This is a genomic window from Caenispirillum salinarum AK4 (assembly GCF_000315795.1).
In the GTDB taxonomy this organism is placed as follows: Bacteria; Pseudomonadota; Alphaproteobacteria; order Rhodospirillales; family Rhodospirillaceae; genus Caenispirillum; species Caenispirillum salinarum.
Map to the genome: position 1 here is coordinate 1 of NZ_ANHY01000029.1, position 17643 is coordinate 17643.

A 17643-nucleotide genomic window follows, 5' to 3' on the forward strand; every position below is an offset into this window, starting at 1 on the left:
GGGGACCCAAGGGCCCGGCCGCCGGCCCTGCCCGTCCCGCCGCTCCCGGTGGTCCGGCCGGTCCCGGTGGCCCCGCCGCTCCCGGTGGCCCCGCCGCTCCGGCACGTCCGGGTGGCCCCGGCCCTGCCGCCCCGGCAGCCCCCGGCGCCGGTCCCGCTGCACCCGCTCCCGGCGGCGCGCCGCCAGCTCCCGGTGGACCCGGCCCGGCCGCACCCGGCAAGCCCGGTGGTCCCGGCACCGCGCCGGCGCCCGGTGGTCCCGGAGCCGCGGCGAAAGGTCCTGCGGGTCCCGCAGCACCCGGCGGCCCTGCACGTCCGGGGACTCCGGCGGGCGGCGGAAGCGCTCCCGCCGCCGCACCCCAGGCCAAGGGTCCCGGCGCCGCGCCGGCGGCTCCGGGCGGTCCCGCCCCGGCCGGCCCGGCGAAGCCCGGCGGCCCTGCCACGCCCGGCGCCGGACCCGCGAAGCCGGGTGCCGCTCCTGCCGCGAAGCCCGCCCCCGGCGGTCCGGCCAAGCCGGGTGCCGCCCAGCCGGCGCAGCAGCACCCGGCGCAGGCCCAGCCCGGTGCCGAGCCGGCGCCCGAGCAGCCCGCCGCCGAGGCCGACGACGCCTCCGAGGCCACCAAGGCCGTGCGCCGCCGCAAGGAACGCCCGGTCATCGTGCCCGACTGGCCGGAGCTTCCCCTGCCCTCGGCGTCGAAGAACGCGACCTATCCGACCTTCGCCGAGTTGTTCGACCTGATGCACGAACTGTACGACCTGCTCAAGCGCGAGACGGCGTCGGTGGAGGCCAAGGACTTCGACGCGGTCAGCAAGTTCGCCCTGCGCAAGGCCGGGCTGACGCGCCTGTACGAGGAAAGCCTCGCCAACCTGAACAAGCGCGAGGACCTCAAGAAGCGCCTGACCGATGAAGAACGCCAGGCCGTCCTCAAAGGCGGGCAGATGCTGCGCGATGCGGCGGAGGAGAACATGAAGATCCTCCAGGCCAACATCAGCGCCGTCAGCCAGGTGATCGACACGGTGGTCGACGTCGCCAAGCAGATGAACGTCGACCTGCTGTCCACCTACGGCGACACCGGCGCCATGCGCGACAACGTCAACGAACGCGGCCGCCGGTCGCTGTCGCTCAACAACAAGATCTGACGGCGTCACGGCCGGTTGACCGGACAAGGGCGGTTCATCCTTCGGGTGGGCCGCCCTTGCCGCGTCCGGGCCCGGCGTCCCGGCAAATCCTGCCCAGGCGACGCAGATTCTGCCGCCCGCAGAGTCCCCGGCCGCCGTGGGTCCCCGATAAACCCGGCTTTCCCCGGCTGGCACGTCGGTTGCAAAGACGGGGCCGAGGAATTGTCTTGAGGGTCCCGACCATGGACGTGTCACGGGTCGGCTGGCAGCAGAACCAGCCCAGAACCGACACTCGCAAGGAACAGACGACCACGGACTGGGGCGCGGTGTTCGCCACGGCCGTGGCCGATGCCGCGCAGGCAGCCGCCGCCGGGACCGCCAGCAAAGGCGCACCCACGGCGCTGCTGTCGGTCGACCGTCCCGCCCCGCCTCCGCAGCGCCCCGAGCCGCCGCGAGCGCCCGACCAGCCCCGCGACGAGGGCGCCGACAACCGCGCCGGGAACGGGTCCGACGATGGCGCGGCCGACGACCGCCGCGCCGCCGCCCAGGGGGATCGGCCGGCCCAGGTCGCACCGCCCCGCGATCAGGCGCAGAGCCCGGCGACCGGCCAGGCCCAGGCGGCCCAGGCGCAGGGACAGGCGCCCGGCAAGGGCGTCGAGCAGGCCGCGCGTCCGCAGGCACAGCCCGCTCCGCAGGCACAGCCGCAGGGCCAGACCCCAACTCAGGCCCAGCCCGGCCCGGCGGCCCCGGGCAGCCAGACGGCCGACGCCCAGGCGCGTCCGGCCGGCCAGCAGCCCGCCTCCGCCAAGGCTGCCGAGCAGGCCGACGCCCTGTCGCGGCTGGTGAAGGAGACCGGCGGCGACAATGCCCGGGTCGCCATCACCCAGTCGCGCGCCTCCACGCCGCAGCACGCCGGTCAGGCTCAATCCCAGCCCCTGACGGGCCAGCAGGCGCCGGCCCAGGCCACCGCCCAGGCCGCCACCACGGCTCAGGCCGTCGACGTCCCGCAGGGTCAGCCGCAGGCGGCGGCGCCCAAGCAGGCGGCCGGCGGCCAGGGGCCGCAGACCCAGGCCGAGGTCCAGGCGCAGGCCCAGGCCAAGGCAGATGCCGAGGCCCGCGCGCCCATCGCAAACGGCGGCAAGGGCGCCCAGACGACCACCACGCCCAACGGCTCCGGCCATGCTCAGGCGACGGCCTCGGCCCACGCCCAGGCGGCCGCCTCCGCCGGCGCCGCCCCGCGCGCCGCTGCGACGGCCGGCCAGACCGGCGCCGCGACCGGCGGCAAGGGCACCGCGAGCGCCGGCACGCCGGGCGTCGGCCAGACCGGCACCACCACCACCGCCGCAGCCGCCAAGGCCGCCGGCATGCCGGCCGGCCTCAGTGGGCTCGGCAGCCAGGGCGGCGGATTCGGCGAGGGCTTCGGCCAGGGCACCGGCGGCGGTGCCTTCGGCGGCGGCGACGGAGGGTTCACGCCGGCAGGCTTTGGCCGGGCGGGTACGGCCGGCGCGACGGGCGACCGCTTCGCCCAGGCCCTGCAGCAGCGCCCCGACCCCGACGGCTACAGCCGCCTGCGCGACCTGGCCGACACCCTGCGCAGCCAGCTGACTTCGGCCGCCGCGACCCGCAAGGGATCGATTACCCTGCAGGTGCGGCCCGAGAAGCTGGGCCGCGTCGACGTCAAGCTGGAGTTCGGCCAGGAAGGCCACGTCCGCGCCACCGTCACCGCCGACAACCCCGAGGCGCTGGACCTCCTGCGCTCCGACGCCAAGGGGCTGGAGCGCGCGCTGCAGGACGCCGGCCTGCGCACCGACGACACCTCGCTGCACTTCCAGTTGCGCGGCGAACAGCAGAACGCCCAGGCGGGCGCCGATGGCCAGCAGGGTCGTGACGGCGCCGCCGGGCCCGACGACGGCGCCGACGCCGCCGACACCGAACAGCCCGTAGACGCCGACACCCTGGCCGCCGAGCGCGCGGCCGCCCGCGGCGGCGTCAACGTCAAGGTCTGAGGAGCAAGCAGATGACCGTTTCCAATCCCGTTCAGGCGTACTCCCAGACCCAGGCCCAGCAGGCGGCGGAGGCGAGCAAGTCCGCCGGCGCCAAAAAGAAGCTGGCCGAGGACCTGGACGCCTTCCTGATGATGCTGACCACCCAGCTGCAGAACCAGGACCCGCTGTCGCCCATGGAGTCCAACGAGTTCACCCAGCAGCTTGTCGGCTTCTCGCAGGTCGAGCAGCAGATCGGCATCAACGAGAACCTGGAACAGCAGATCAGCCTGCAGCAGAGCAGCATGAACTCGCTGGCGCTGGGCTTCATCGGCAAGTACGCCGAGGTGCAGGACAACCTGCTGACCCTGTCCGACGGCAAAGTGAAATTCGCCTACAGCCTGGCCTCCGACGCCGCCAGCACCAAGCTGGACTTCTACAACGAGAACGGCGTGCTGGTGCGCACCATGAGCGGCAAGACCGCCCAAGGCAACCACGTGATGACCTGGGACGGCCGCGGCCAGGACGGCACCCAGCTGCCCGACGGCGAATACACCGTCAAGCTGAGCAGCAAGAACACCAAGGGCGAGCCGGTGGACAGCTGGACCACCGTGCAGGCGCGCATCACCGGCGCCTCCACCGACGGCAAGGAGCCCTATGTGACCATCAACGGGGCGGCACTGCCGCTCAGCCAGATCGGCGCGGTGACGGAGAAGCCGACACTCTGAGTGCTCAACCCTTTCGGGTTGGGCGCCAAAGCGCCACGCGGGGAGAAGACCCCGCCCCGGGCAGAACGCCCAGCCATCGACGCCCCGCCGCACCCCGGCGGGGCGTCGTCGCATTCAGGGCCCGGCGGCGTGCGCCGCGCCTGTCGCCAGCCCCGAACCCGGCAGGACCGACCGGGAAATTTCTGCCCCCGGGCAGCGCCCCACCGGCGGAAGAATTTGCCCCGGCCCCCTGTAACGCGCGGAATCCCGCCGCTTGCCCCGCGCCGCACCGCTGGCACGGGGCTTGCAGACACGGTCGTAGACCTTTTTGCGTATGGGCCCGGCCGACATGGATGGCGGGGCCAGGATCAAGGAGCACGGATGCGATGACTGTCTACGGTGCGATGAACGCGGCCGTTTCCGGGATGAAGGCCCAGAGCAAGTCGCTGGGCCACATCTCGGACAACATCGCCAACAGCCAGACGGTGGGCTTCAAGCGCATCGACACCAGCTTCGCCGAGCTAGTCACCCTGTCCAACCGCATGGGCCACCAGCCCGGCGGCGTGATCGCCACGCCGCGCTACCGCCACTCCATCGGCGGCGACATCAGCCAGACCCAGATCACCACCAACATGGGCATCTCGGGCAACGGCTTCTTCCTGGTGTCCGAGGCCAACTCGGTGACGCCCACCGGCGTGTCCTTCGACAACGAGGAAATCTTCAGCCGCCGCGGCGACTTCCAGATGGACAAGTTCGGCTACCTGAAGAACGGCGGCAACTACTACCTGAACGGCCGCCGCGTGCTGGACGAGGAGACGCTGAACACCTCCGACGTCAACGAGCCCATCCGCATCGAGACCGATGTGATGCAGGCCAACATGACGACGCGCGTCAACTACAACGCAAACCTGCCGGCCAACGCGGGGGCGTTCCCCTCCTCGGTCACGGCCACCACCAACCCGCAGCAGCCGCAGAGCAGCACCTGGGACTATTCGGGTTCGGCGGCCGGCTATGACACCGCCACCGACACCGTGTCGGTCACCGTGGACGGCAACACCTACGACCTCACCCCGGCCGAGGCCGCCACCGCCGGCATCACCGGCACCGGCGCCACCGCGCTGAACCAGGCCCTCGACAACCTGGCGGCCCAGCTTCAGTCGCAGTACCCGGCCTACACGATCACCACCAACTCGGCCGCCAACACCCTGACGGTCGCCGCCAGCTCGGCGGCGCCGACGTTCACCGACGGCAACGCCAACGTGAACGCCACCGTCATCAACCCGACGACCACGCAGTCGTACACCGAGGTGAACTTCGCCGGCGCCTTGTCGAGCATCAACAACGGCGACGTCATCTCGATGACGATCAACGACACGGAATACTCGCTGGCCTACGACCAGGGCACCCACGCCAACCTGGAAGGCTTCCTGGAGGCCTTCGCCGACCAGATCGACGGCGGCGGCGCCGGCGGCTTCGTCATCCACCCCGACACGACCGACGCCGCGGAAGGCACCGACGCGACGAACGCGGGCGTGACGCAGACGGCCAACTCGCTGATCTTCGTCGGCAACCCGACGATCAACCAGAACGCCACCGTCGCGGGCGGCGCCACCTACGCCCAGTACCTCGCCAACAACGACGAGACCGCGCTCTACCAGGCCAACGGCAGCTACTCGGGCGGCGCGGTGACCATCTACAACGACCTGGGCACCCCGGTCGACGTGCAGATGCGCTGGGTCAATACCGGCGTCGACGACCAGTGGTCGCTCATCGCCAAGGACCCCAACGGCGGCACCGACCCGTGGACGCACCTTGGCACCTTCACCTTCGTGAACGGCAGCCCGACCCAGGTCGCCACCACGCCGGGCGGCACGCCCACGGCCTTCGCCGGCACCCTGACGCTGCCGCCCAACACCTTCAGCGGTTTCGGCGAGGACATGACGCTGGACTTCACGGGCATCGACAACGATCCCAACGACGGCCAGCCCAACACTCTGCTGACCCAGTACTACGCCGACGACATCGCGGTGTACCGCCTGGACCAGGACGGCTATCAGGCCGGCATCCTGACCGACGTGTTCATCAACGATTTCGGCTATGTGGTCGCCAACTATGACAACGGCCGCTCGCGCACGCTTTATCAGGTGCCGCTGGCGACCTTCGCCTCGCCCGACGAGCTGAAGCGCATGGACGGCGGCTCGTTCAAGCGCACGCCGGAATCCGGCGACCCGCTGATCGCCGAGTCCGGCCAGGCCGGCGCTGGCAACATCATCGCCTCGGCGGTGGAGCAGTCCAACGTCGACATCGCCGACGAGTTCACCAAGATGATCGTCACCCAGCGCGCCTACTCGGCCAACTCCAAGACGGTGCGCACCGCCGACCAGATGCTGGAAGAGGTGGTGAACCTCAAGCGCTGACGCGCGGGTGACCGCCGCCAGCACCTCCGCCGGCGCCGGCCCGTAGAAGGCGGGCCGCGCCGCAACCCGGGGAGAAATACCACCGCCGCCGCCCCGCGCGGCGCCGGCCCCACCCGAAGGAAGTTCCTCCGATGAGCCTTTTCAGCGCGCTCAACAATGCAGTGACGGGTCTGAAGGCCAACCAGATCGGCCTGGACGTCGTCTCGCGCAACGTCGCCAACGCCAACACGGCGGGCTACACCAAGAAGGTCGCTCCGCGCGAGAACGCCATCCTGGACGGCGACGGCGCCGGCGTCCGCATCCTGCCGACCCAGCGCCAGGTCGACCAGCGCCTGCTGGAAAGCCTGCGCGCCGAGATCAGCCGGTCGGAGCGCCTGGACACGGTGACCGACTATCTGACACGGGTGGACGAACTGTTCGGCCGGCCCGATCAGGAAACCTCCATCGCCTATGCCGTCAACACCCTGTCGATCCGCATGGGCGAACTGGTGGACAACCCGGAAAACGCCGGCGTCCGCAAGGCGGTCATCGCCCAGGCCGACGCCGTGGCGCGCGAGCTGAACCAGTTGTCCGGCGCCGTGCAGGACATGCGCAGCGAGACGGAAAAGAGCCTGTCGCTGGCCGTCGACGAGGTGAACAACGCGCTGAAGGGCATCGAGCAGCTGAACCGCGAGATCGCCAACCGCGAGGCCGCCAACCTGACCATCGCCGACCTGGAGGACCGCCGCGACATCCACCTCCAGACGCTGGCGCGCAACATGGACATCCGCACGGTGGAGCGCGGCGACGGCGCCATGACGGTGTTCACCAACTCCGGCCACGTGCTGGTGAACGAGCGCGCCGCCCAGTTGTCCTTCGACGGCCGCCAGGTGCTGACCGCCAACGACGCCTATTCCACCGACGACGTGGAACGGGGCGTCGGCTCGCTGACGCTGGTCAGCCCGGGCGGCACGCGCGTCGACCTGCTGCAGGACGGCCCGCCGCGCCAGGGCAAGATCGCCGGCCTGCTGGAGCTGCGCGACGAGCGGCTGCCCGAGGCCCAGGCGCAGCTCGACGAGATCGCGCACAACCTGGCGCTGGGCATGGCCGACCGCGAGACCACCATCCCGCTGACCGGCACCAACACGCGCTCCATGGACTTCACGGACGCCGCCGAGGCCCCGATCACGCGCGCCAGCGGCAGCGACCAGGTGCTGCGCGTGCAGGACGGCGACCGCATGGCGATCTCCTACACGCAGGGCGGCATGGAGAAGTCGATGACGGTCTACTTCGTCGACGACGCCTCCAACACCGACCTGCTCAACCGCGTGCCCGACCCCGACAACGCGGTCTTCGTGGACATCACGGGGGTGGGCGCCCAGAACCAGGGCCTCGCCAACCGCATCGCCACCGCCATGAGCAGCGCCATGCCCATCGGCGGCCTGTTCTCGGCGACCGGCGAGCGTCTGAACATCTCCACCACCACGGCGACGGTGTCCATTGACGACGTCGCCCTGCACCAGGCCAGCACCACGCCGGTCGACGGCCCCATGCTCAACCTCTTCGCCAACGGCAACAGCCCGCGCATCGAACAGGAGGCCTATACCGGCAACCTGTCGAGCACCGTCTGGGAAAAGGTGGGCTTTGCGGGCCGCATCGGCGTCAACACCGAGATCGCCGACGACGACACGCTGCTGGTGCGCTACACCGCCGAGCATGGCGAGGTGGCGGTGGGCGACAACGCGCGCCCGCGCTTCCTCATGGACCAGCTGACCGAGACGCGGTTCACCTACTCGCCCAACACCGGCCTGGGCGACGCCGCCCATCCCTACAAGGGCACCATCCTGGACCTGGGCCGGGCCGTGGTGTCCTACCAGGGCATGGAGGCGACGACCCAGCAGTCGCTGTCGGAAGACCAGGCGACCCGCACGACGCTTCTGGAACAGCGCCACTCCTCCATGACCGGCGTCAACGTCGACGACGAACTGGCGGAACTGATCCTGCTGCAATCGGCCTATTCGGCGTCGGCCAAGGTGGTCCAGACCGTGGATCGCCTGTTCGACGACCTGATGAGCCTGCGCTAAGCCCCGAGGACGACGACCATGACCAGCATTTCCGGTTTCTACACTCCGTCGACCTACCAGAACACCACGGCGCTCGGCCAGAACCTGCAGCTGCGCAAGTCCATCAGCGACCTGCAGACCGACATCGCGCGGCTGCAGGAACAGCAGGCGACGGGCAAGAAGGCCTTCACCCACGGCGACCTGGGCAGCGAGTCCAACGTGGTGCAGGGCCTGCGCCAGAAGGTTTCAGGCCTGGACGGCTACCTGCGCACCATCAGCCAGGTGTCCACCCGCACCGAGGGCATCCAGGGCGCGCTGGACGTGCTGCAGCAGGCCGGCGACCGCCTGGGCATCAACGGCATGACGGCGCTCAACACCGACGCCGACATCCAGCTCCAGCAGATCCCGCGCGAGGCCCAGGGCGCGCTGGAGAGCATGATCACGGCGCTGAACAGCAACATCGACGGCCGCTACGTCTTCGCCGGCGCCGAGACGCAGACGCGCCCGGTGACCAACCAGGACGCCATCATGAACGGCACGCCGGGCAAGATGGGCCTGAAGGAATTCTCGCAGCTGTGGCTCGACGCAAACGTCGGCGACGACGGCATGGGCCGCCTGTCCATCACCCGCGGCGAGGGCGTGCTGGCGCCCGAAACCCTGAGCCTCAAGAGCGAGGGCGGCGTCTTCGGCCTCAAGCTGCGCGGGGTGGAGATCGATGGCTCGGCCTCCATGCCCGGCCTCTACGAGACGGCCAACGGCGCCCGCGGCGACCTGACCTTCACCGGCCCCGGCGCACCCGGCGATCAGGTGGACCTGACCTTCGAACTTCCCGACGGCACCGAGACCACCATCGTCATGAAGGGCGTCTCGGCCAAGATCGGCACGCCGCCGACCGACGTCGTCGAATACGAAATCGGCGACACCGCCGAGCAGACCGCCATCAACTTCCGCGTGGCGCTGGAAGCCCGCGTGAAGGACCTGGTCGCCGGCGAGGTCTCGGGCGCCGCTTCGGCTGCCGCCGCCGACAGCTTCTTCGAGGACAACCCGCCGCGCATTCCCGAGGGCGATCCCGCCACCGGCGCCACGCGGCTGGCCAGTGCCGGCAACACCACGGTGAAGTGGTACAACGGCCCGGGCATGCCCAACGTCACCGTCGACGGCCACATCCAGGGCTCTGCCCCCGGCCTGCCGGCGCTGAACGACGCCCCGGCCAACCCCAAGGCCGGCGACCAGTTCCTGGTTGGCGCGACGCCGACGGGCGGTGATCCGTTCGACACGCACGCCGGCGAGATCGCCACCTGGGACGGCACCGCATGGTCCTTCGCCGCGCCGACGGCCGGCACCCGCGCGGTGGCCGACACCAACGCCAACTGGGACAGCCCGCCGCAGCCGGCCGACCTGCGCGGCCAGATCGTGGAGTACGACGGCGCCAACTGGCAGGTCTTCGATCCCGGCACCGACGGCGTGCAGGTGCTGGCCGGCGACCAGGCCGGCGGCGACCGGTCCGACGCCGTGATGCGCTGGGACGCCGGCACGTCGAGCTGGAGCGTCGTCGATCCGCAGCCGACCACGCTGATCGACGACAACGCCAACCCCAAGCGCATCGGCACCTACGATGGCTTCGCGTGGACCTGGACGACGCCCGAACTGGGGCAGGAGATCGACGACACCTCGGTCACCCCGGCCGCCACCCGCGTCTGGGACGGCAGCAACTGGGCCCCCACCGGCCGCGGCCCCGAGGACATTCCCGAGGCGCGCGACACCGTGATCGCCAAGGTGGACGACGGCACCTACGTCTCCTACGGCGCGCGGGCCAACGAGACGGCCTTCGTCGACACGCTGAAGGCGGCGGCGATCCTGGCGGCGGTGGAGCACGGCGGCGACAACGCCGACCACTATCACGCCCTGGCCTCGCGCGCGGCGCCGAACCTCAAGTCCGCGGCCGCCAAGGTGATCGACACCCGCACCGCCATCGGCGTCACCGAAGACCGCCTGAACACCCTGAAGAACCGTCACGAGGACGTGGGATACCTGACCGAGCAGCAGGTCAACCGCATCGAGAAGGCTGACGAGTACGAGGTGGCGACGTCGCTGCTGGACGCCATGAACCAGCTTCAGGCCACCTACTCGATCACCGGCAAGCTGTCGCAGCTGACCCTGGCCAACTTCCTGTAATCGCGGCGGAGTCCGGCTCCGCACGCGCAAAAGGGCCCCGGCAGAACGCCGGGGCCCTTTTCCTTTGGCCGCCCGAACCGGCGCCCGCCCGGAAGCGGACGCTCAGGCCCGAGGTTCGGCGACGGCGAAACTGCGCGCGGGCCGGCCGGAGAGGTAGCGGCTCCACATGCCGCGATAGGCCGCTTCCAGCGTGCGGGTGAAGCGGGCGGCGTCCATGATGGGCGACGCCGCGATGGCCGGGCGCAGGGACTGCCGCAGGCTGTCCAGGGCGTCCACGTCGTTCGCCAGCCGCACGGCGATGGCGATGTATTCGCGCACGCTGTAACCGACCAGTTCCGGGTGACCAATGGTATTCGCCACCGACGCCCCCAGGCGCCCCACCGAAGGACGGTCGGTGACCGTCACCACCGGCACGCCCATCCAGAAGGCCTCGAACGTGGTGGTGCCGGAGTTGTGGGGGAAGCAGTCGAGCAGGATGTCGATCTGGTTGTAGAGGGCCCACGCACCGCGGGTGAAGCCGATGTCCAGGCGCTCGGCGGCGATGCCGTGCTCGGCGAAGCGCCGGATCGTCAGGTCCCGCAGGAAGGCGTCGCCGAAGTGGCGGCTGTTCAGCACCATTCGGCTGCCGGGAACCTGGTGGAGGATCTCCGCCCAGGCGGCGATCACCCGGTCGTTGACACGGATCGCGCGGGACAGGCAGCCGAAGGTGACGTGCCCCGCCTGGCGGGCCGGCGTCGGCACCACGTCGGGCGTTCCCGGCGGCGGGCGGTAGCACCCCAGCACGAAGGGCAGGCGGGCGACGGCCTCGCTGAACAGGTGCTCGCAGCCCACGGGCGACGACACCGTGTCGCCAATGTAGTAGTCGATGGCCGACAGGCCGGTGGTGTAGCAGTATCCGATCCACGACGCCTGCACGGGCGCGGGTTTGCGCGCCATGGCCTGAAGGCGGTTCCCCGTCGTGTGACCGGCCAGGTCGACCAGGATGTCGATGCGATCCTCGCGCACCATGTCGCCGAACGCCGCATCCGACACGCCGAGGGTGTCGCGCCATTGCGAGAAGGCGGGACGGATGCGGGCCGTCGCCTCGTCGGGGGCCGACAGTTCGGCATAGGCGACCGCCTCCACCGCGGCGGGATCGTGCGCGTGCACGACGGGCTCGATGAACTGGGCGCAGGAATGGCCGCGGAAGTCGGGCGAGACATAGCCGACGCGCAGCGGCCGGTCGGCCGTTCGCCGCTCGGCCGGAACGACCGGCGGGCTGGCGGGTGCAGGCGTGCGGGCATCGAAGTCGGCATAGACGGCGCGAATTTCCTCGGCCGTCAGGTCCGGGTGGTAATTGACGATGAACAGCTCGCTGTTCTTCCGGGCCGCCCGCGCCGACGTCGCGGCAGCCCGTCCGGTCAGCATCATGGCATCGTCGAAGGCCCCGAAGACCGCCAGCACGGCGGCCAGTTCGCTGAAGGCGGGCGCCGTCACCTGCTCCGCCGGCGCATTTTCGAGCAGACGGCGGCAGGCCGGCGACAGGGCGCCGTCGGGCGTCAAGCCCTCGCGCACCATGGCACCGTCGGCCTCCATCGCCGCCGCCATGGCGCGCAAATAGGCCAGGGCCGCTTCCCGCAGCCGGCCACGGTGGCGGTAGATGACGCCCGCCACATAGTCGATGGACGGGTCTCCCTCGGCGACGGCGGCATTGGCCTCCAGCGCCTGTTCGGCCTCGGCGAAGGCGCGCACTTCGACCAGGCTGTTCAGCCAGTTGAGCAGAAGCGCCGCATTGGTGGGTGCCGCCTCGAAGCCGGCGCGGAACGCCTCTGCCGCCTCGGCCGGCCGCCCCGCCAGGACGAGCGCCAGACCCGCCGCCTGATGCGCCGGAACGCCGCCCCCCGCCGCCAGGGCCTTGTGCGCCGCCCGCAAGGCGGCGTCGAACTGCTCCATGCCGCGGTAGCCGACGGAAAGCTTGAGCCAGGCAGCGGCATCGGCCGGCGCCAGGGCGGCAACATTTTCCCACGCCACCAGCGCGTCGCGTCCACGTCCGAGCGTCTCCAGCACCGGTGCCAGCGCCCGCCAGACGTCCACCATCCGATTGTCGCGCCGCAGAACGCCCACCAGCGTCTCGGCGGCCTCTTTATGGCGGCCGGCGCGGGCATGCGCCAAGGCCGCATCGACCTGTCCACGCGCCGCGGCATCGAGCGCCACGGCCACAGGGCGGGCGGCGGCACCGGAACCGGCATCGGCGGAACGGACGGGCTGGCAGCGGAAGGTCGGCATGCGGGGCGAGTCCATCAACCTTAGGAACGACAGGCACGACCGGCGCATGAGGCCGCCGGCGCGGCAGCAACCCTACCTCACAAGTGTTAACCCTCGCTTTACGCAAGGGCTTTAGGATCGCCGCACCCTCATGGAGACGATGCATGACAGGCAAGAACGGCAAGTCCCCCGGTGCCGGCGCCCCTTCCGGCGCGGCCTTCGGCCAGAAGCTGAACGCCGCCCTCAAGGCGGGCGACCTGACCGGAGCGAAAGCCCTGCTGGAGCCGGCCGTCGCGACGCCCGCGCCGCCGCCGCAGCTGCTTCACCTGCTGGGAGAGGTGCTGTTCAACCTTGGTGACCTGAAGGGCGCGGAAGCGCGGTTGCGCCAGGCCGTGCAGGCCGCCCCGGGCTTCGTGACCGCCTGGTTCGCGCTGGGCCTGATGCTGGTCAAGACGCAGCGATACGAGGAGGCCGTCACGCCGCTGACCACCGTTCTCGACCTGTCGCCGGATCACGAGGGTGCGACCTTCAACCTGGCCAAGGCCATGGACGAGACCGGCGACGCCGCCGCAGCCATCCGGCTCTATGCGCGGGCGCTGGAAATCAACCCGCGCAACGGCCGCACCTACAACAACATCGGCACGCTGCTGAAGGACGCCGAGCGGGACGACGCGGCGCTGGAAAACTTCCTCAAGGCCACCGAGGTCGAGCCGAACGTGGTCGAAGGCTGGGTCAACGCCGCCTACATGGCCGAGAAAAAAGAAGACTTCGCGCTGGCCGAGAAGCTGCTGATCGGCGCCGTGTCCTACGGCTCGGACGCCGTGACGGCGGCCTGTCGCGCCGGCGAGTTCCTGATCCGGCGCAACCGCCCCGGCGATGCCGAAAAGGTCATGCGCGGCGCGCTGGCGCGGAGTCCCGAGAGCCCCGACCTGCTCATCGGCATCGCCCACGCGCTGATCGAACGCGGCCAGTACACCACCGCCATCGAGACGGCCCGCGAGGCCATCGAAATTGACCCGACCAAGGACAAGGCCTACATGCGCCTGGGCCGGGCCTGCGTGTCCAGCGGCCAGTACCAGGAGGGCGCGGAGGCCTTCATCGCCGGCATCGAGCACACGGAGGAAAAGCAGTCCTTCTGCTTCGAGGCGGGCAACGCGCTGCGCGCCGCAAAGAAGGTTTCCGAGTCGCTCGCCATGTTCCTGCGCGCCACCTTCGGCGACGACGCGCTGCCGGAACCGCCCGAAAAGACCGTCGAGACGGTGCTGCGCGAGGGCCGCGTGCCGGACTGGGTGGTCGAGGCCGTGGCGGACCACGAAGACCACGGCGCCGTTCTCGTGCCGATGGTCAGCCTGGCCGCCTTTTTCGGCGGGCTCGGCGACCACGCCTCCATGCGCCGCGTCTTCGAGAAGATCGAGGAGGACAAGCGCCGCCACCTGAACCCCTGGTCGACCTATGCCTTCGGGGCCAACTACGATCCCGACCTGACGGCCGAGGACCTGTTCCGCCACTACCAGACCTACAAGGACGTCGTGACCCTGGCGGACGTGCGCCCCGCCATCATTCCGGCCGAGCACCGGCGGGACAAGCTGCGGATCGGCTACATGTCGCCGGACTTCCGCAGCCACTCCATGATCAACTTCATCAAGCCGTTCCTCAATCACCACGACCGCGACGCCGTCGAGGTCTACGCCTATGCCGAACTGCGCCTGGGCGACAAGGACACCCAGCACGTGCAGGACACGGTCGACGGCTGGTTCCTGACGACGCGCGTGAAGGACGAGGACGTGGCCGCGCGCATCCGGGCCGACAACGTGGACATCCTGGTGGACCTGGCCGGCCACACGTCCAACAACCGGCTCAACGTCTTTCCCTACCGCCCCGCCCCGGCGAGCGCCACATGGCTGGGGTATCTTTACACCACCGCCGTGCCGGGCGTGGACTACTTCATCGGCGACCACATCACCTCGCCGCCGGAATCCGCCCACGTGTTCTCCGAGCACCTGGTGCGCCTGCCCCACTATCTGGCCTGCTACACGCCCTCGCCCAAGGCGCCCGAGGCCATATCTCCGCTGCCGGCGGACACCCGGGGGCATATCACCTTCGGCAATGCCTCTCGCCTCATCCGGCTGAACCCGCGGGTGCTGCGCAGCTGGGCCGAGATCCTCAACCGGACGCCCGAGGCGCGGCTGAGGCTCGACCACCCCGACTACGGCGATGCCTGGTGCGCCGACTACATGCGCAAGCGGCTGGCCGAGGCCGGCGCGCCCATGGACCGGGTCGACGTGCTCAACAGCGGCGATTACTGGGGCTTTTACGGCGAGGTGGACATCGTGCTGGACACCTTCCCGCACGCGTCTGGAACCACCACCTGCGAGTCCATGTACATGGGCGTGCCCGTCCTTGCCATCGCCGACAGGCCGCCGGTCGGGCGGCTTGGGGCCGCCATGGTCGACACCGTCGGGCACCCCGAGTGGATCGGGTGGAGCATCCCCGAGTACATCCGCAAGGCGGTCCTGATGGCCGGCGACCTGGACCGCCTGCGGGCGGTGCGCGGCACGCTGCGCGACGAGTTGCTGCGGTCGGCGATCTGCGACGGCGCCCGCTTCACCCGCAACCTCGAGGCCGCCTACCGCGAAATGTGGAAGAACGCCTGCGACGGCCGCCACAAGGCCATCGACCTGTTCGAGGACGCCAGCACATCCAGAGAGCCCACCGCCGCCTTGGCCCCCGCGGGCTGAAGGCGCCGAAACAGTTTCCGGGAAACCGCTCATGCCAGCCGACGAGACGTCCACCGCCAAGCCGCCCCTGGATCGCGCACACGACCTCGCGGCCGCCGGAAGGCCGCAGGATGCCCTCGCCGAGCTGCGGCCGGAAGTGGACAAGCCTGACGCCGATCCGCAGGCGCTGTCCCTGGCCGGCCGGCTCCTGCTGGACAAGGGCGAGCCCCTGAGGGCCCTGCCCCTGCTCGACCGCTGCGTCTCGACCGACCCCGAGGCGCTTGCCGCCCGGCGCGCGCTGTCGCACGCCCTGGCGGCCGTGGCCAGGACGGCAGGCCAGTCCAGCCCGCCGGCCGAGCGGATGCGCCTGCTGGCCGCGGCCGTGTCGGAAGTGCATGCCCTGGAAGGCCGGCGCCAGGAGCAGCTTGAAGACCTGAAGCGCGACCTGCTCACCGCCCTGCTGGACCTGCAGACCGAGGTCAACCGCACGACGCGCCCCACCGACCCGGTCCGCGGCGGCATCGCCCGGCTTCTGGTCCAGCTCGCGCCGGCCAATCCGACCATGCGGGCCAACCTGTCGCCGACGCTGGCTTCATCGGAGACCAAGGCGGGCCTGTCGGACTTCATGCCGCACATGGAGCCGGGCGCCCTGGGGCGGAAGCTGTTCGTGGCCTGCTTTCCGAAAAGCGGGTCCACCTTCCTGCTGTCGCTGCTTTCGACGCTGAGCGGCCTGCCGCACATTCCGCTGTGCTACACCTTCGGCCAGAACGAGCAGGACCTCTACCTCCCCTACCTGCAGACCTACGCGGGGACGGACGCGGTGGTGCAGCAGCACTGCCGGGCGACCGAGGCCAACGTTCACCTGATGCAGGGGTTCGGGATCACTCCCGTCATTCTGGTGCGCAACCTGTTCGACACGCTGGTCAGCCTGCACGACTACTATGACGCCGGTCTGTTCATCGAGAGCTTCCTGCGGCACTGGCCCGGCCTCTCGGCAGACGACCGGCGCGCCTGCATCATCGACATGGTCGCCCCGTGGTACATCACGTTCTACGCCAGCTGGTGGCGCGTCACCGTGCGCAACGAACTGCGGGTGACGTGGCTGGCCTACGAAACGCTGATCGAAAGGCCGGAAGCGGCGCTGAAGGACCTGTGCCGCTTCTGGGGCATCAACGCCGACAGCGCCATGATCGCCCAGACCGTCAACGCAGTCACCAACGCCGGCGACACGCGGCTGAACAAGGGCGTGGCGGGCCGCGGGGCGTCTTTCTTCACCGAGGCGGAGAAGGAGAGAATCCGCGGCCTCACCCGCTACCACCCGAACGTCGATTTCTCGGCGATCGGTCTGTGAGCGGACGCCCCCGCGCCGGCAGGGCGCATGAGCCTCGGTGAAGCTTGGAGCCGAAGGCGTGCGCAGAAGCGCGCACGCCGTTCATCCGGCGCGACCGCGTCAAATGATAAGGGACTCTAGCGAACGCGCCTGAGCCAACCGTCCGGCGCAACCGTGATCTGGATCTTGTCCTCCAGCGCGTGGTCGATCTCGAAGCCGTCGGCTTCCTTGAGGAAGGCGTGCACGGCCGTCTTCGGGTTGTCGCCCGGCCCCCACGGGCGATCACCCGAAAACTCAGCCGGCAGGTCCTCCACCACCGTGTCGTAGACGACGCAGTAGCAGCCCGGCGTCACCAGCGGCGCGTACAGGCGCAGCTCGCCCAGCACGTGGTCGTGGGTGTGGTTGCTGTCCAGCAGGACCATCACGCGCGCGCCCTCGGGGATCAGCGCCTTGGCCTGGTCGACCACGGCCTGGTCCAGGGCGCTGCCTTCGATCATCTCGATCATCGGCGCCATGGGGTGCTCTTCGATCGCCTTGCGGTTGTGCGGGCGAATCTCGATGTCGATGCCGATCACCTTGCGGTGATCGCCGCCCAGAAGCCGCAGCAGCGATGCGCTGTAGATCAGCGACCCGCCGTGGGCGATGCCGGTTTCCAGGATGATGTCGGGCTGGGTCTCCCAGACGACCTCCTGCAGGGCCACCATGTCCTGCGGATACTGGATCAGCGGACGACCCATCCAGCGGAAGTTGTAGCTGTACCTGTGGTCCGTCGACCGGCGGAACCATTGCGCCGTAAGGTCCTTCATCACGGGGTCGCGGCCCAGGCCCTCGACATTGCCTTTCACTTCGGCGGCGAAGGCCTTCTCGGCCTCGGACAGCTCACGGGACATGGGACGCTCCTTCTGGACACT

10 protein-coding genes are annotated in these 17643 nt (G+C 70.2%); 8 read left to right on the forward strand and 2 right to left on the reverse strand.

Annotated features, from left to right (window positions below; genetic code table 11):
* Positions 1-626 precede the first annotated feature (626 nt).
* From C882_RS25160 to C882_RS21030, 6 genes are all read left to right on the forward strand, one after another.
* Complete coding sequence (locus tag C882_RS25160) at positions 627-1139, forward strand: flagellar protein FlgN (RefSeq protein ID WP_009542698.1); 513 nt, start codon at positions 627-629, stop codon at positions 1137-1139.
* A 221-nt stretch (positions 1140-1360) separates the two neighbouring features.
* Positions 1361-3124 carry a flagellar hook-length control protein FliK gene (locus C882_RS21010; protein WP_009542699.1) on the forward strand — a complete coding sequence of 588 codons (1764 nt, stop codon included), beginning with the start codon at positions 1361-1363 and terminating at the stop codon, positions 3122-3124.
* An 11-nt stretch (positions 3125-3135) separates the two neighbouring features.
* Positions 3136-3828, forward strand: coding sequence for a flagellar hook assembly protein FlgD (locus C882_RS21015; protein ID WP_009542700.1), 693 nt, complete (start codon positions 3136-3138; stop codon positions 3826-3828).
* A gap of 365 nt (positions 3829-4193) precedes the next feature.
* The gene (locus C882_RS21020) at positions 4194-6224 is read left to right on the forward strand and encodes a flagellar hook-basal body complex protein (protein WP_009542701.1); all 2031 of its coding nucleotides are present in this window, start codon (positions 4194-4196) and stop codon (positions 6222-6224) included.
* A gap of 131 nt (positions 6225-6355) precedes the next feature.
* The gene (gene flgK / locus C882_RS21025; RefSeq protein ID WP_009542702.1) at positions 6356-8287 is read left to right on the forward strand and encodes a flagellar hook-associated protein FlgK; all 1932 of its coding nucleotides are present in this window, start codon (positions 6356-6358) and stop codon (positions 8285-8287) included.
* 18 nt (positions 8288-8305) lie between these two features.
* Positions 8306-10441, forward strand: a complete 2136-nt coding sequence (locus C882_RS21030; protein WP_009542703.1) for a DUF2793 domain-containing protein — start codon at positions 8306-8308, stop codon at positions 10439-10441.
* Between the two features lie 102 nt (positions 10442-10543).
* Here C882_RS21030 and C882_RS23635 read toward each other — a convergent pair whose 3' ends face one another.
* Positions 10544-12706: an O-linked N-acetylglucosamine transferase, SPINDLY family protein gene (locus C882_RS23635; RefSeq protein ID WP_009542704.1), complete on the reverse strand. Its 2163-nt coding sequence runs from the start codon at positions 12704-12706 to the stop codon at positions 10544-10546.
* A gap of 143 nt (positions 12707-12849) precedes the next feature.
* On the opposite strand from C882_RS23635, the gene C882_RS21040 reads away from it, so the two are divergent.
* Both C882_RS21040 and C882_RS21045 read left to right on the forward strand, forming a co-directional pair.
* Positions 12850-15423: a tetratricopeptide repeat protein gene (locus C882_RS21040; RefSeq protein ID WP_009542705.1), complete on the forward strand. Its 2574-nt coding sequence runs from the start codon at positions 12850-12852 to the stop codon at positions 15421-15423.
* Positions 15424-15454: 31 nt separating this feature from the next.
* Entirely contained in the window at positions 15455-16753 is a 1299-nt protein-coding gene (locus C882_RS21045; RefSeq protein WP_009542706.1) for a tetratricopeptide repeat protein, read from the forward strand.
* Between the two features lie 116 nt (positions 16754-16869).
* Here C882_RS21045 and C882_RS21050 read toward each other — a convergent pair whose 3' ends face one another.
* Positions 16870-17622 (reverse strand): cephalosporin hydroxylase family protein, encoded by a 753-nt coding sequence (locus tag C882_RS21050; protein ID WP_009542707.1) that lies wholly within the window; start codon positions 17620-17622, stop codon positions 16870-16872.
* Between the last annotated feature and the right edge of the window lie 21 nt (positions 17623-17643).

Excerpts from the sequence above, each read along its gene's own strand:
- C882_RS21010 (WP_009542699.1), top strand. The coding sequence starts at position 1,361 with ATGGACGTGTCACGGGTCGGCTGGCAGCAGAACCAGCCCAGAACCGAC.
- C882_RS21015 (WP_009542700.1), top strand. The coding sequence starts at position 3,136 with ATGACCGTTTCCAATCCCGTTCAGGCGTACTCCCAGACCCAGGCCCAG.
- C882_RS21020 (WP_009542701.1), top strand. The coding sequence starts at position 4,194 with ATGACTGTCTACGGTGCGATGAACGCGGCCGTTTCCGGGATGAAGGCC.
- flgK (WP_009542702.1), top strand. The coding sequence starts at position 6,356 with ATGAGCCTTTTCAGCGCGCTCAACAATGCAGTGACGGGTCTGAAGGCC.
- C882_RS21030 (WP_009542703.1), top strand. The coding sequence starts at position 8,306 with ATGACCAGCATTTCCGGTTTCTACACTCCGTCGACCTACCAGAACACC.
- C882_RS23635 (WP_009542704.1), bottom strand. The coding sequence starts at position 12,706 with ATGCCGACCTTCCGCTGCCAGCCCGTCCGTTCCGCCGATGCCGGTTCC.
- C882_RS21040 (WP_009542705.1), top strand. The coding sequence starts at position 12,850 with ATGACAGGCAAGAACGGCAAGTCCCCCGGTGCCGGCGCCCCTTCCGGC.
- C882_RS21045 (WP_009542706.1), top strand. The coding sequence starts at position 15,455 with ATGCCAGCCGACGAGACGTCCACCGCCAAGCCGCCCCTGGATCGCGCA.
- C882_RS21050 (WP_009542707.1), bottom strand. The coding sequence starts at position 17,622 with ATGTCCCGTGAGCTGTCCGAGGCCGAGAAGGCCTTCGCCGCCGAAGTG.